Raw genomic sequence first — 16,197 nt, forward strand, 5'->3', positions numbered from 1 at the left:
CTTTGCACCCGCAAAACAGAAAACGCCTCTTTAGCTCAGTTGGCCAGAGCACGTGATTTGTAATCTCGGGGTCGTTGGTTCGAATCCGACAAGAGGCTCACTCATCTTTTAAACGTTTTCCGAATATCGGAAAACGTTTTTCATTTATCGAAACTTTTCCACTTTTCGTACCTATTTAGTTTCAAAGTTACAAAATCAGAACCGCTATTTCATTTATAGTGTTCATTCAGAAGCATTATACCCGACTTTTTCACCCCTCTGTTTTGTTATATAATCAGGGAAACAATAAATATATCTGCATTATGGAAAAAGCAAGAATTGGAGAAAATTCAGGCAAAGTATGGCGGGTACTTAACGAGATGAAGAAAATCTCCGTTCACGAACTATGTACAATAACCAATCTGGCTATTGAAGATGTAATGTTGGCTATCGGATGGCTGGCAAGAGAAAACTGTATCTTTATTGAAAAAAGAGAAGATACCCTCTACATCAGTAACGGTTCGGAATATTACTTCTGTTTCGGATAAGAACACGAAGAAATAATCCGCTACAAATTCAATAAAAGAAAGTGTATTCTGTTACATATTACCGTAACAGACCACTTTCTTTTTGAATAGCACCTTCCTTCTAACGACATATACCAATCACATTCAAAATGGCTGTCACATAGCAATGAAGTGGTATTTGCACAAAATTACAGGTAATTCACACAAAATTGATAGCTTAATAAACATTCCATTGAACAAAAAGGACATAAATATCAATCCAAACAGACAAAAAAGAGTAACTTAGCAATCAGGAAAATAATCCTCCCAAAGATGATTTATTTATCAAAACTAAATAACATGGTAAAACCTATTTCAATGAAGTATCTGGCATCACTCTCTTTGTTATGCCCCTCTGTGGCTTTTGCCGCCGAACACCCCAACATTATCTACATCTTCACTGACCAACAAACAGCCAATGCCATGAGTTGTGCCGGAAATCCGGATTTACATACTCCTAATCTTGACAGGTTGGCTGCTGCCGGTGTGATGTTCAACAATGCTTATTGTACCTCTCCCCTTAGTGGCCCTTCACGCGGTGCAATGTTTACGGGCCACTATCCCGGCGCAGTAGGATTATCCGTAAACGGCTCACCAATGCCCGATTCACTCAAGAACCAAACATTGGGTACATTGATAAAAAATGCCGGATACGATTGTGCTTATGGTGGCAAATGGCATATCCCTTTGCTTGATATACCCGATAAGGAATATGGCTTCGACAATATATATAAACATAGCGATGACGGATTGGCGGAAGCTTGTGCCGAATACCTTTCACGCGAACACAAGAAACCATTCTTTTTGGTCGCTTCGTACGATAACCCGCACAACATCTGTGAATATGCACGAAGTCAGAATTTACCTTATGGAAATATAGACACACCCGACATTCGGGATTGTCCGGGCCTACCCGCCAATTTTGCAAAAAGTCCTTATGATGCTGATATCATAGAAAACGAAAGAGCAAATAACTATAATGTATATCCTACAGCTAACTATACCCCCGAAGACTGGCGCATGTATCGGTATAACTACTACCGCCTGGTAGAAAAGGTAGACAAGGAAATCGGAAAAATTATTGATGCTATCGACAAGAACAACCTTTGGAAGAATACAGTCGTTATCTTCTCCAGCGATCATGGAGATGGTATAGGTGCTCACCACTGGAATCAGAAATCTGCCTTATATGAAGAAGTGGTTAATATTCCTCTCATCATCACATTACCAGGTAAGAAGCATGCAGGTAAAGTACTGCCTCAGCTCATCAGCAATGGTATAGATTTCTTTGCTTCTATCTGTGATTGGGCAGGTGCTGAAATGCCAAAGGGTGCAACCGGAAAATCATTTCGTAAAATTGTGGAAGAAGGAAACCCGCAAAGCCCGCATCAAGACTATATCATCACCGAAACACAGTTTGATGGCAGCAAAACCAGAGGTTGGATGGTACGTAGCAAACGTTATAAATATGTACTTTACGATAAAGGGAATCATCGTGAACAACTATTTGACATGCAAGAAGATAGAGGCGAAACAAGAAACCTGACAATGGAAAATACTTACAATAATGAGTTACAAAAGCATCGTGATATTCTTGAAAATTGGATGAATACCTATAATATCCGCCCAACTCGTCCGAAATTACACGATGTCCCCGGAAAGAAACTTAAAAAATAAAACCAATATCATATAATCTCTTACATTCAGGCTGAAAGCTGAGCACAATGTTTTTTTGTGTTCAGCTTTTAATCTTTAGTATTTGGCCACCGTTTCATAAACAAATGAAAAAAGCAAGCAATTAGATGTTGACCTCATCTTCCTATTTTATAGCTTTGGAACTCTACAATTCGAACCATTTTTTTTATTTATAACAAAGGATAAGCAACTATCTTCACTCAAAAAATTCTATATACAAGGCTCGTAAACTACTTAAAAACAGCACTTACCGAAGTTAGTGCTGTTAAAGATACTAATTTGAAAGCTAATCACAACTTTGCTTTCTTTGCCAATAAGATGCGTAAGGCTGTTAAAGATACTAATTTGAAAGCTAATCACAACCAGATGCGTCATGTTCATGCGCTTTACTCCGCTGTTAAAGATACTAATTTGAAAGCTAATCACAACTATTTGCAAGAGGTGTACCAGTCTTTACAGCTGTTAAAGATACTAATTTGAAAGCTAATCACAACGTGTTTGTGTTTCCAAGTGGACGGTTCGTGGCTGTTAAAGATACTAATTTGAAAGCTAATCACAACTATAGTAAATCCTCTATTTCTTTATTTATTGCTGTTAAAGATACTAATTTGAAAGCTAATCACAACTAAATCATGGGTCACACCGCAAGAGGAAGCGCTGTTAAAGATACTAATTTGAAAGCTAATCACAACACAACATTGAACAGTTCCGGAAAGACTTTGGCTGTTAAAGATACTAATTTGAAAGCTAATCACAACCATTTGGATCGTATTCAATTTAGAAGTACTGCTGTTAAAGATACTAATTTAAAAGCTAATCCCCCTGGTTATTGATACTTTTACATCTTCAGTTGTTAAAGCATGATCCCAAATGGCCCCCACAAAGAAAAATCCCTTGAAAGTTAAGTACTTTCAAGGGATTTAGAGTAATAATTGAGGTTCCTGGCGGATTCGAACCGCCGTACACGGTTTTGCAGACCGCTGACTAAGCCACTCATCCAAGGAACCTTATTTCCTCGTTTGCGGTTGCAAAGGTAATACTAATTTTCAAATCTCCAAACTATCCGCAGCAATTTTTCTTTGGACGACTTTTGGTTTCTTTACATTCCTGTTGCTTCTTTTCAAGCTGACGCTTTAATTCACAGCCACTTGCACAGTTTGCACAAGGATTCTCATTATTTTTCGTGCGACGAAAAAAATTATAAATTCCATACACAATGCGAATCACACAAAGAACTAATAATACAGCAACAACGCATTCCTGCCAGTTCAAAGTCATAAAAATAATCCTCCTATCTGATAAACAGCAAAAGTTAATACCCATGCTAACACAGTAGTATATCCGGCTGTGAAAAATGCCCATTTCCAACTTCCAGACTCTTGCTTAATAGCTGCAAATGTAGCAATACATGGAAAATATATCAGTACGAACAACATATAGCAGAAAGCTACAAATGGCGTAATAGGGATTCGTTCGCCCAAAGTGGTATCATCCACATTAGCATCATTTGTATAAAGTACACCAAGCGTACTAACAACCAACTCCTTTGCACCAACTCCGGAAATCAGTCCAATACCTAATTTCCAATCAAAACCCATAGGTTCGATAACAGGTTCAATGGCTTTTCCAATCCGCCCGATATAAGAATTTTCCTGTTGTTCGGCTACGGTTTCATAGGCATCGTGATTGGGATAATATCCCAGGAACCAAATAACAACGGATGCAATCATAATAATTCCTCCCATTTTACGAAGATATTGTTCGCCTTTATCCCAGGTATGCCGGAAAATAGATTTCATAGTTGGCATACGATACGGCGGTAATTCCATCACAAACGGGGTATCATCTCCTTTAACCAGAAACTTACTGAACAGACGTGCCAATAACACTGCCAACAATATGCCAATACAATAGATAGAAAACAATACCAGCCCCGCATTGTTCGGAAAGAATGCACCCACCAACAGTAGATAAATAGGGAGACGAGCACTACACGACATCAATGGGTTAACAAGCATGGTAACAAGACGGCTCTTCCGGTTCTCAATGGTACGAGAGGCCATAATAGCAGGCACATTACACCCGAATCCCATAATCAGAGGAATAAACGATTTACCATGAAGTCCCATCTTATGCATTATCTTATCCATAATAAAAGCTGCACGAGCCATATATCCGGAATCTTCCATCAGAGAGATAAAGAAATAGAGAATAAGAATATTAGGCAGGAAAACAATAACTCCTCCTACTCCACCTACAATACCATCGACCAACATGTCTTTCAACGGACCTTCGGACATGTTATTATTTATAAGATTTCCTAATGCCTCTACCAACCACTCAATCCCCATCATCGGATACTCTCCAAGTACAAACGTACCCTCAAACATGATATACATGAAAAGGAAAAAGATTGGATACCCCCATATACGATGTGTCACAATAGAATCAAGCACTTTCGTCATCTGTGCCTTTTCCTGGTGGTTATCTGTGAAGGTTTCTTTCAGTGCACCACTGATAAAACCATACTTAGCATCGGTTATAGCAGATTCACTATCCTCATTCAATGCAGTCATCACACGTTTCGCCGCTTTTTCGCGTATACGGATAATCTCTTCTGCATTGGGCAAGGTTCGGATAATCCGTTCAACATCCGGATCATTCTCTAAAAGTTTGATGGCAAGAAAACGGGTAGAATATTTAGACCGGATGGCTTCATTTTTTGAAATCTCCTCTTTTACCGCATCAATGGCCTTTTCCAGATCGGGCCCATGATTAATATGTATATGGCGGAAAACACGTTCACCCGATTTATGAGGATGAATATAATCTTCAAGATGTTCCTCATGATGAGTTTCATCGACATGCGTACGATGCCAATCCTGCAATTCTTTAACTACCTCAGGATTAATATTACCATTTTTATCAAAGAAATCCCCCCCTTCATAAAGATTAATAATCACATGAAACAGATGATCAATACCTAAATTCCTCTTACAAACAGTGGGAACCATAGGTACGCCGAATAGTTTACTCAACAGACGATAATCGAGGGTATTGCCACTGGCTTCAAGCTCGTCATACATATTAAGAGCAATTACCATACGGACATTCATATCGATAAGCTGAGTCGTAAGATAAAGATTACGTTCCAGGTTGGAAGAATCTACAACGTTAATAATTACATCGGGAGTTTCGTCAATAATATGACGACGTACATATATTTCCTCCGGTGTATATGCCGAAAGTGAATAAGTACCGGGAAGGTCGACTATTTTAAAATGATAACCTTCAAAGTTGAAATAACCTTCTTTTGCATCGACAGTCACCCCGCTATAGTTGCCAACATGCTCATGGGCACCGGATGCAAGATTGAACAAAGAGGTCTTTCCACAGTTCGGATTGCCAACCAACGCAACATTGATTGTTCTTCGCTTACCAAGGGCCAGACGCTTCAATTCCTCTTCACCCGGATGAACATTCTCGCTGATACTCTGGTGATAATTCTCTTGTCGCTGTGCCTGTTCTGCCGCTTCTTGTTCACCTATAATTTCGATCATCTCAGCTTCTTGCCGACGAAGCGAAATTTCATAACCTAATACTTTGTATTTGATGGGATCTTTCAAAGGGGCATTGAGTAACACTTCTACGGTCTTACCTTTAATAAAGCCCATCTCGACAATACGTTTACGGAAACCTCCGTGGCCGAGTACTTTGACGATAACGCCCTTCTCTCCTGTTCTTAATTCGGACAAACGCATACTTTGTTCTCTTAATTTTCGGCAAAGATAACAGATTAGTTCCGAGGAGACAAATTATTTAGAATGTTTTTAAATAGCGCCCCGCATAGGGAAGTACCCGGATGATGGAAAAGAATATTTAATTATTAATTATTAATTTAATCACATTGTTTATCTTTGCGATATGATAGAAAAAAAGATTGCACAATATATTGATAATGAGAGGTTGTTCCCCTTAAATGCCCGGATAATAGTGGCGTTGAGCGGTGGCGCTGATTCGGTAGCACTATTACGTATACTTCACACATTAGGATATGACTGTGAAGCCGCCCACTGTAATTTTCATTTGCGGGGAGCAGAATCAGACAGGGACGAAATGTTTGTCCGAAAGTTATGCAAAACAATGAGAATTCCATTATATACCATTGATTTTGCAACAGAACAATATGCTATTGAAAAGAAAATATCGATAGAAATGGCAGCGCGCGAACTACGTTATCAATGGTTTGCGGAAATAAAAGAGAAAACCAAAGCGGATGTAATCGCTGTAGCCCACCATCAGGACGATAGTGTAGAAACTGTATTACTCAACCTCATACGAGGAACGGGTATCAACGGATTATTAGGAATACGCCCTAAAAACGGAGATATTGTACGTCCGCTCCTATGCATCAGTCGCAAAGAAATTACAGACTACCTGCAAAATGCCGGACAAGAATACGTGACGGACAGTACAAACCTACAGGACGAGTATACACGCAATAAGATACGTCTAAACCTACTGCCACTGATGCAGGAAATCAATCCTTTAGTCAAAGAGCATATTATTGATACAAGCAATTATCTGAATGATGTAAATCGGATATATAATAAAGGTATAGAAGAAGGAAAGCAACGGGTTATAGAGAAAGGAAATATCCGTATCGTCCCCCTTTTAAAAGAGCCTTCACCAGGAGCTTTATTATTCGAGATACTCTATCCACTTGGATTCAATGCAGCACAAACAAAAAATATTCTGGCTATACTGGAAGGGCAAACCGGAAAACAGTTTATCAGTAAAGACGGCTGGAGAGTAGTCAAAGACAGAGAGTTATTATTAATCGACAAGAAAGAAAAGCAAGAAATCCCTCCTTTCTGCCTGATTAAAGAAGAGAAAGAATACACAAGAGATTTTATTATTCCCCATGAGAAACATATTGCCTGTTTCGACACCGACAAACTAATCGGAGAACTTAACTTAAGAAAATGGCAAACGGGAGATATATTTATTCCCTTCGGTATGAAAGGCAAAAAGAAAGTCAGTGATTATCTGACAGACAGGAAGTTTTCAATTATCCAGAAAGAAAACCAATGGGTATTATGTTGTGGAGACAAAATAATCTGGATCGTAGGAGAACGAACTGACAATCGCTTCCGGATAGACGAAAAAACCAAGAAAGTAACAGTATTCAAGATGAGTGAGAAAGCAACAGATAACCCACTAATAATCAACACTTAAAAGAATGTACACTTTTGTATAACAAGAATGTACAACCTTGCACCACAAAGGTGTACACTCTTGTATGACAGAAGTGTACACTCTTGCAATATCTATTATTCGAGCCTTTTTGCAACCCTTATTACAAGATTGTTCTTGGCTCTTTCTGACGGGTAAAACATTGGGAAAGCAACACAGCAAACGGAGTATCATAAACCCTCGCCTGTTGTGTACATGATTTGACACAGGCACAGCACTTAATACATTTTTCAGCATCCGTATGCACTTCATCTCCTTTTACAATAGCGCCAACAGGACAATGACGTACGCATGTACCACAATGCGTACAAAGACTTTCATCATCCAGCCACGGAGTACGTGGCAAGGGTACCCCACTCTTACGTAGTTTTATTACTTTACGTAAAAAACGGAATAAAGGGAAAAAAGGTTGTTGCGGACGAGGAATAGAACGAAGATTAACCGGATACAGAGTCTCCAGGCAAGAGGCTGCCTCAACTTTTGCCCTCAACTTCTTACCAAAATCTCTGGCAAGCTCTAAATCATGAGTATCAGGACGGCCTGCTGCAATGGGACATTTAGTACTGCTATAAGAATGCTCTCCAATAAAAGTAGCTCCAGCTATTACTTTAAAGCCATTCAGTAAAACAAAAGCATCCAACTCCGTCAGCGCATTTTCGTAGGCACGATTCCCATAAACTACTACCAAAGCTACCGGAGTATCCGTACCACGGATATTCTCCAGGCGCTCCATAGCCAAAGGAGCTACATGTCCACCATATACCGGGACAACAACAATAGCCAATGCCGAAGTAGGAAGTTCCATTTCATCAACCGATTTTAAGGTCAAATCCGTCGTCAACACATTTGTTGCCCCCGTTCCATGAACAATTGCCTCTCCTACTTGTTTAGAAGTATGGGTAGGTGAAAAATAAATAAGATGAGCTTCAGTAATTATCATAATGTTATAATTTGAGTAACAAAGATACACTTTATAAATGAAAAAAATGATGATTTATTTATGAAACCAAAATTATTTATTATCTTTGCGCCGTTGAAATACTTTGCCATCTCTCATAGGAGAGAAACAGGTAGATATCCAATTCAACAGAAACATCCCTGATTCATAATAATTAAAGCATATGTTCGCATAACCAATGACTGGTGAAGTTGTGTTGTGACGTCCGTATTCCAGCTGAACAAAAAATATTAATAACTTACTATACTGTATGTATAACATTATCCAATTAAACGACAAAGATTTGTCGGAACTACAAACTATTGCCCGCGAACTGGGTATAAAAAAGACAGACTCACTAAAGAAAGAAGAACTTGTTTACAAAATCCTTGACGAACAAGCTATCGCAGGCGCTACTAAGAAAGTTGCCGCAGATAAATTGAAAGAGGAGCGTAATGAAGACAAGAAAAAACGTTCACGGGTAGCAATGAAGAAAGAAAACAAAGTATTCTCCGCTACCAAAAATGGTGAGATAACCAAAACTGAAACAACTGCTCCCACTCCGACTCCGGCAGCCAAAGTACAACCTAAAGAAGCTGAGCCTGTAAAAGCAGAAGTTATAAAAACTGAAGTTACTACTCCTGCAACAGAAAAAACAGCAGTAACTCCCAAAAAGAAAGTAGGTCGTCCTCGTAAAAATGCTACAGAAAACAAGCCTAAAGAAGAGCAAGTAGCTCCAGTTGCAGCAGCCGAAACTGAAAAACCGGTTGAAGTAAAAAAGACAGAGGCAAAAAAGGTTGAGGTAAAGAAAATAGAGACAAAACCTATTTCAAAGCCCATTATTAAACCCAAAGCACCAGCAGTTATCGATGAAGAAAGCAATATCTTATCCGAAGGTGCTGATGACGATTTTATCCCAATAGAAGATCTCCCTTCTGAGAAAGTAGAATTACCAACAGAACTTTTCGGTAAATTCGAATCAACCAAAACAGAGCCTGTGGTTACTCCTGTTCCTGAACAGGCACAGAACCAACAGCGTCCCCGCGTTATCCGTCCCCGCGATAACAACAATAATCCTAACAACAATAACGCACCAAGAAATAATCCCCCCCGCCTGCCTATGCAGAGACCTGCCCAACAGCAGAATATGGGAGAGAATGCTCCGGCTCCGGAACGTAAAGTGATTGAGCGCGAAAAGCCTTATGAGTTTGATGATATCCTCACCGGTACAGGAGTTCTGGAAATCATGCAGGATGGCTATGGTTTTCTTCGTTCTTCTGATTATAACTACCTTTCATCTCCGGACGATATCTACGTATCTCAATCACAAATCAAATTATTCGGTCTAAAAACCGGTGATGTAGTAGAGGGTATCATTCGTCCTCCTAAAGAAGGAGAAAAATACTTTCCGCTGGTAAAAGTATCTAAAATAGATGGTCGTGATGCCGCATTCGTACGTGACCGTGTACCTTTTGACCACCTGACTCCCCTCTTCCCGGATGAGAAGTTCAGACTCTGTAAAGGCGGATACTCCGATTCGATGTCCGCACGCGTAGTAGATCTGTTTTCACCAATTGGTAAGGGGCAACGTGCTTTGATCGTGGCTCAGCCTAAAACAGGTAAGACCCTGTTGATGAAAGATATTGCTAACGCCATCGCAGCCAATCATCCGGAAGTATATATGATAATGCTATTGATCGACGAACGCCCGGAAGAAGTAACCGATATGGCACGTAGTGTAAACGCCGAAGTTATCGCCTCTACTTTTGATGAACCGGCAGAACGCCACGTGAAGATTGCAGGTATCGTACTTGAAAAAGCAAAGAGACTGGTAGAATGTGGACATGACGTAGTTATCTTCCTGGACTCTATCACACGCCTGGCACGTGCTTACAATACCGTTTCTCCGGCATCAGGTAAAGTATTGTCCGGTGGTGTGGATGCCAATGCATTGCACAAACCCAAACGCTTCTTTGGTGCTGCACGTAATATTGAGAATGGCGGTTCGCTAACCATCATCGCAACAGCATTAATCGATACCGGTTCCAAAATGGATGAGGTTATCTTCGAAGAATTCAAAGGTACAGGTAATATGGAGCTGCAGCTTGATCGCAATCTATCCAACAAGCGTATCTTCCCAGCTGTCAATATTGTGGCTTCAAGTACACGTCGTGACGACTTGTTACTTGACAAGACAACACTTGACCGCATGTGGATCCTACGCAAATACCTGGCAGATATGAATCCGATAGAAGCTATGGATTTCGTAAGAGATCGTCTTGAAAAGACAAAAGACAACGACGAGTTCCTGATGAGTATGAATAGCTAAACATATAATCTCTTAGTACTCAAATGCCGGACCCAAAATGACTATTACAGCCTAAAAGTAGACACAGATAAACACTGGCGTAGTCACCTTCGGTTATCCCAATCATGAAGGTCCTGGAGTACAGAACCTGATAGACAGAAAATAAATAAGTAAAAAGAGTGAAGATATCGTGATATCTTCACTCTTTTTACTTATTTTTGCACCAAACATCGCGAACAGGACATCAAACAGTGAGAATTTATATCTATTACATATTAGGAATGCTGGCCGGTTTTCTATATTCTGTCCCAGTCTATTCTGTGAATAACACTTCGGAACACCTTGCCGACTTACAAATTCTCATAGACAACAACTTACCTTATGCAAAAAATATAACTGCCGACAGTATTATTTTATGGGAGAAAGAGCTTGATCCACAACTAGAAAAAAACAAACAATATAGTAGCCTTTTTCATCTGAGACAATTGGTATCCAGTGCATATGCTATTCGTGGTGATATTACAATAGCTGTAGATAAAGCACACACCATGTATGAGAAAGCCAAGGAAATGAACTATGATAAAGGCATTGCCCTTTCCCTTCGTGCTATCGGAGACGCCTATCTGGGTGCAAATATGAGACAACAAGCCATCGATTCTTACACAGAAGCATTAAATATTCTAAACACTTCGGAAGATGCAGATCATCTGAAAATACATATTTTCCCAAATCTGATTCTCACACTGTTAAAGATAAGAGATACAGATAAGGCACTTACATATTTAAAACAGTTCGAAGCTCTTTTCGACAAATACCCAACTACTTCCACTCTTTTTTACGTTTCGATATGCCGGGCCTACTATTATGTCGCAATCAATCAACCAGACAAAGCACTCATATATATCACACAGGCTACAAAAGCAAACTCTGAACATAACAATCTATATATGCGTTTTGTTTTGAATTACCTGTATGCCAGCTATTATAAGCAAAGTAGTCAATATGATCTGGCTCTAGAGAAATATAGCAATCTCACCAAAGAGATAAATCCAGCCTACTCTCCTAACCAGCACATACAGTTAAATCTTCAGCAAGCCCAACTTCTGTCCAAATTAGGACAAACTGACAAAGCATGCCTCATTTACCAAACGACCAATATATTGCAGGATTCTTTGGATAATCTTAGCTATGTGCGTCAGATTAACGAACTGCGAACCATTTATCAAATAGATCAAATGGAAATTCAGAACCAACAGGAACGTAACCAGACTATCCTATGGGGTATTCTGGTAGTACTTTCTCTATCAATTCTTATCACAGTACTCATTTTCCACATACGAACAGAAAACAAACGCTTGCGCCATTCAAAAGAAGAACAGGAAAAAGCACAGAGACATGCAAGAAATTCCATCAAAACCAAAAGTCTGTTCCTTTCAAATATGAGTCATGAGATTCGCACTCCATTGAATGCTCTATCGGGGTTCTCCGCCATTCTCACAGATGATTCTATTGACAATGAAACACGGCGGCAATGCAATGATATCATACAGCAAAACTCCGAATTACTATTAAACCTGATCAACGATGTAATAGACCTGTCCAATCTGGATATGACTAAATTGGTATTTAATTTTAAAAAGTGTGATGCAGTAGTCATATGCCGTAATGTTATCGACACCGTAAAGAAAGTAAAGCAAACGCAAGCCGATGTTCACTTTGTCACCACACTGGAATCATTGCCATTGTTAACCGATGATTCACGCCTGCAACAGCTACTTATCAACCTACTAATTAATGCTACAAAGTTCACTACGGAAGGTTCCATTACTCTTGAGATACAAAAAGAATCAGATGATACCGCCATCTTTTCGGTCACTGATACCGGTTGCGGTATTCCTCTGGAAAATCAAAACCGGATATTCAACCGCTTCGAAAAGCTGAATGAAGGCGCCCAGGGTACAGGTTTGGGACTTTCTATCTGCCAGCTTATTGTTGAACAGATCGGAGGAAAAATATGGATTGATCCGGAATATACAGCAGGTGCCCGTTTCATGTTCACCCATCCTATAAAACCAGATGCAGCAACCAAAAACAAAAAGCTACAATGAAACGACTGATCTTCATATTCGCTTTATGCTGCCATATCCTGATAAGTCTGGCAGTTCCGTCAACAACCAATGCTGATAGTCTGGAAAGACTGTTGCCCGACATGCCGCATGATTCTCTACGCCTGCACACTATACAAAGCATAACACGGATGGAACAGACAAGCCCCAAATGCATCTATTACTCAAATATGTTGTTAAAGGAGGCTATCACTCAAAACAATCCCAAGTATGCCGGAATCGCACTCTACTTTCAGGTTATTTATTACTATAATCAGAATGAGCTGGATAGCGTAGTCAAAAAGATATCGGACATGGAGCCTTACGCCCGGCAAGCTGGTTTGTGGGATTATTACTTCGATTCACAAAGATGCCAGATAGATCTATACTCCTACAGAGAGCAAATCGAGCTTGCTATCAACAAGTCGCTTGAAATGTATAAGAAAGCACAAGAGGCCAAGAACATACGTGGTCTGATAGGCGCCAAGCAATGTCTCGCCAATGCCTATATGGGTACAGGCCGATGGAAAGAAGGTAAACAAGCTTTGGAAGAAGCTCATAAACTTCTTCCTCAAATGAATAATGTGATTGTAAGAAACTCCGTACTTTGCCAACTTATCTCACTCAGCAAAGCCAACAAAGATCTCCAGGATCAGAAAAAGTATCTGGATGAACAAAAGAAAATTCTTTCTGATTATATCGCAGAAAATCCAACGATGAAAGAGGCTTTTCAGGATCCGATGATTTTCAATGATATCTACTATACATATTATTATGTAGAGATGAAACAACCTCTGCTGGCCCTCCAACATCTTGAAAAAAGCACCGAATACCTCACTTCCAATACTTATTTTATGTATCGGGTACTTTATCACGATGCATATTCCTCTTATTACCGTCTTTGCAAAGAATACAACCGTGCTATCAACCAATTGGATTCTACTGTTGTACTATTAAAAGACGCTTTCAGCAGCGATTACGTCAATCAACTGTCCGCCAAAGCTGATATTCTAACCGAAGCCGGACGTAGTCAGGAAGCAATACCAATCTACGAAAAGGTTATACAGATGAAAGACTCACTGATTACCGAACTGTCCGATAAACAAATGAATCTGATACAAAGCAACTACCATATAGATAAAATGGAGCTTGAAGAAGAACAGTTGAAGAGTAAAATCCAACTTCTGGTATTCTGCATTATCGCTATTGCCCTGATCATATTAATCTTCTTCACGATACGTGCCTACCAGGTGCGAAAAGCTTTGAAGATAGCAGAAAGCGAAACCCGTAAAGCCACCCTGATGATTGAGAAAGCTAACGAGACTAAAAATCATTTTCTCTCTAATATGAGCTACAATATCCGTATCCCTCTCAACGGAGTTGTTGGTTTTTCACAACTTATAGCTTCGGAACCCAATATGGACGAAAATACGAGACAAGAGTATTCGGCCATCATCCAGAAGAATTCTGAAGAACTGATACAACTGGTAAATGATGTACTCGATCTATCCCGCCTCGAAGCCAATATGATGAAGTTTCAAATACAGACTTACGATGCAATTGCACTTTGTAATGATGCCATCTATATGGCACAGATGAGAAACGAGGGAGTCATAGAAATTCTGTTCAAGGCTAATATCAGCACACAGGACATCACAACAGATACCGGACGGATAACACAAGCCTTGCTCAGCACATTGATCTATCCGGACAAAAGCAAAGAAAGAAGAAAAATTACCTTTACAGTAAACCAGAGCGATACTTCAGGAATCATTCATTTCCAAATTATCAATAGCCCACTGGCTGATCCGAAATACCATTCACAACAAGCAAGCATCCGCCATGAAATAAATAAGCTGTTATTGAAACATTTCGGAGGTGATTATATCGTCACTACCGATAAACACGGCAAACACACAATTGATTTAACTCTTCCCCCCGACAGTATATCCGGATAAAAGCGTTATCTTTGCAAATTGCAAACCTAAACGCTCATTTATGTACACTAACAAGCAAATTTGGAGTGTCAGTTACCCGATACTTCTTAGTTTACTGGCACAAAATGTTATTAATGTCACTGACACCGCCTTTCTCGGACGTGTAGGTGAAGTAGCACTCGGAGCTTCGGCTATGGGTGGACTTTTTTATATCTGCATCTTTACTATTGCTTTCGGTTTTAGCACCGGTTCGCAAATTGTGATTGCCCGCCGCAATGGCGAAGGTCGCTATTCTGACGTAGGACCGGTAATGATACAAGGTGTTATGTTCATGCTGCTGATGGCATTGCTATTATTCAGCTTTACAAAAGCTTTTGGGGGCAATATTATGCGGATGCTGGTTTCCTCCGAATCCATATACGATGCCACAATGGAATTTCTGGACTGGCGTATCTACGGATTCTTCTTTTCGTTTATCAACGTAATGTTCCGGGCACTTTATATCGGCATTACGCGTACAAAGGTACTTACCATCAATGCCGTCGTCATGGCACTGACAAACGTAGTGATGGACTATGCAATGATATTCGGACATTTCGGCTTCCCGGAAATGGGTATCAAAGGCGCTGCCATTGCCTCTGTAGTAGCAGAAGCCAGTTCCATTCTGTTCTTCCTCATTTATACGTATATCACCGTCGACCTGAAAAAGTATGGCCTGAATAAATTACGTTCTTTCGATCCTCAGTTACTGATGCGTATACTTAGTATCTCCTGCTTCACTATGTTGCAGTACTTCTTGTCAATGGCTACCTGGTTCATATTCTTCGTAGCTGTAGAAAGGTTGGGACAACGTGAACTTGCCATTGCCAATATTGTGCGAAGCATATACATCGTAATGCTCATTCCGGTAAACGCACTGGCCACCACTACTAATAGCTTGGTCAGTAACGCCATTGGCGCAGGAGGAATACAATACGTAATGACACTCATCAATAAGATAGCCCGTTTTTCATTCTTCGTTATGCTGGCATTGGTCGTCATCACCGCAACATTTCCGCAAGCTATGCTCTCCATCTATACAAATGAAGCTGCCCTGATAGCCGAGTCTGTTCCATCTGTCTATGTCATCTGCATTGCCATGCTCATAGCCTCCGTAGCCAATATCGTATTTAACGGAATATCCGGTACCGGTAACACACAAGCTGCCTTGTTACTTGAAGTAATAACCATCGTCATTTATGGTTCGTATATAATCTTCATCGGAATGTGGTTGAAAGCTCCCATCGAATGGTGCTTTACCATTGAGATTGTGTACTATACATTGTTACTTACCACAAGCTATATTTACTTCAAAAAAGCAAAATGGCAGAATAAAAAGATATAAATACAAGAGATTTTTGTACATTTGCATCCC

General features: G+C 39.9%; 10 protein-coding genes, 2 tRNA genes and 1 CRISPR repeat array. Of the genes, 8 read left to right on the forward strand and 4 right to left on the reverse strand.

Going from position 1 to position 16,197, the window contains the following annotated elements:
* Nucleotides 1-24: 24 nt before the first annotated feature.
* The 3 genes from QX565_RS03475 (at nucleotide 25) to QX565_RS03485 (ending at nucleotide 2,222) form a co-directional block, all read left to right on the forward strand.
* Nucleotides 25-98, forward strand: a tRNA-Thr gene (locus tag QX565_RS03475).
* A gap of 204 nt (nucleotides 99-302) precedes the next feature.
* A complete protein-coding gene (locus QX565_RS03480) occupies nucleotides 303-527 on the forward strand; it encodes a winged helix-turn-helix domain-containing protein (protein ID WP_221650438.1) in 225 nt (74 codons plus the stop codon).
* A gap of 318 nt (nucleotides 528-845) precedes the next feature.
* Complete coding sequence (locus tag QX565_RS03485) at nucleotides 846-2,222, forward strand: sulfatase family protein (RefSeq protein WP_289291281.1); 1,377 nt, start codon at nucleotides 846-848, stop codon at nucleotides 2,220-2,222.
* A 279-nt stretch (nucleotides 2,223-2,501) separates the two neighbouring features.
* Nucleotides 2,502-3,064: direct repeats of the CRISPR family, unit length 36 nt; unit sequence GCTGTTAAAGATACTAATTTGAAAGCTAATCACAAC.
* A gap of 111 nt (nucleotides 3,065-3,175) precedes the next feature.
* Here QX565_RS03485 and QX565_RS03490 read toward each other — a convergent pair.
* The 3 genes from QX565_RS03490 to feoB all read right to left on the reverse strand — a co-directional run bounded on the left by QX565_RS03490 (nucleotide 3,176) and on the right by feoB (nucleotide 6,001).
* Nucleotides 3,176-3,247 (reverse strand) — tRNA-Cys (locus tag QX565_RS03490).
* Nucleotides 3,248-3,299: 52 nt separating this feature from the next.
* A complete protein-coding gene (locus QX565_RS03495; RefSeq protein ID WP_007486464.1) occupies nucleotides 3,300-3,518 on the reverse strand; it encodes a hypothetical protein in 219 nt (72 codons plus the stop codon).
* The gene (gene feoB / locus QX565_RS03500) at nucleotides 3,515-6,001 is read right to left on the reverse strand and encodes a ferrous iron transport protein B (RefSeq protein WP_289291284.1); all 2,487 of its coding nucleotides are present in this window, start codon (nucleotides 5,999-6,001) and stop codon (nucleotides 3,515-3,517) included. Before feoB ends, QX565_RS03495 begins: the two co-directional genes overlap by 4 nt.
* Before the next feature lie 163 nt (nucleotides 6,002-6,164).
* On the opposite strand from feoB, the gene tilS reads away from it, so the two are divergent.
* Nucleotides 6,165-7,478 carry a tRNA lysidine(34) synthetase TilS gene (gene tilS / locus QX565_RS03505; RefSeq protein WP_289291285.1) on the forward strand — a complete coding sequence of 438 codons (1,314 nt, stop codon included), beginning with the start codon at nucleotides 6,165-6,167 and terminating at the stop codon, nucleotides 7,476-7,478.
* Nucleotides 7,479-7,599: 121 nt separating this feature from the next.
* Here the strand turns inward: tilS and QX565_RS03510 are convergent, their stop codons facing one another.
* Nucleotides 7,600-8,436, reverse strand: coding sequence for a 4Fe-4S binding protein (locus QX565_RS03510; protein ID WP_221650442.1), 837 nt, complete (start codon nucleotides 8,434-8,436; stop codon nucleotides 7,600-7,602).
* Between the two features lie 268 nt (nucleotides 8,437-8,704).
* Here QX565_RS03510 and rho point away from each other — a divergent pair, with 268 nt between their 5' ends.
* From rho to QX565_RS03530, 4 genes are all read left to right on the forward strand, one after another.
* Complete coding sequence (gene rho, locus QX565_RS03515) at nucleotides 8,705-10,762, forward strand: transcription termination factor Rho (protein ID WP_289291286.1); 2,058 nt, start codon at nucleotides 8,705-8,707, stop codon at nucleotides 10,760-10,762.
* A 260-nt stretch (nucleotides 10,763-11,022) separates the two neighbouring features.
* Nucleotides 11,023-12,849, forward strand: a complete 1,827-nt coding sequence (locus QX565_RS03520) for a tetratricopeptide repeat-containing sensor histidine kinase (protein ID WP_221650468.1) — start codon at nucleotides 11,023-11,025, stop codon at nucleotides 12,847-12,849.
* Entirely contained in the window at nucleotides 12,846-14,804 is a 1,959-nt protein-coding gene (locus QX565_RS03525) for an ATP-binding protein (protein ID WP_289291288.1), read from the forward strand. The genes QX565_RS03520 and QX565_RS03525 overlap by 4 nt, the downstream gene beginning before the upstream one ends.
* A 40-nt stretch (nucleotides 14,805-14,844) precedes the next feature.
* Complete coding sequence (locus QX565_RS03530; protein WP_289291290.1) at nucleotides 14,845-16,167, forward strand: MATE family efflux transporter; 1,323 nt, start codon at nucleotides 14,845-14,847, stop codon at nucleotides 16,165-16,167.
* Nucleotides 16,168-16,197 lie beyond the last annotated feature (30 nt).

This window comes from Bacteroides sp. 41_26 (assembly GCF_949740115.1).
GTDB lineage: Bacteria > Bacteroidota > Bacteroidia > Bacteroidales > Bacteroidaceae > Bacteroides > Bacteroides nordii.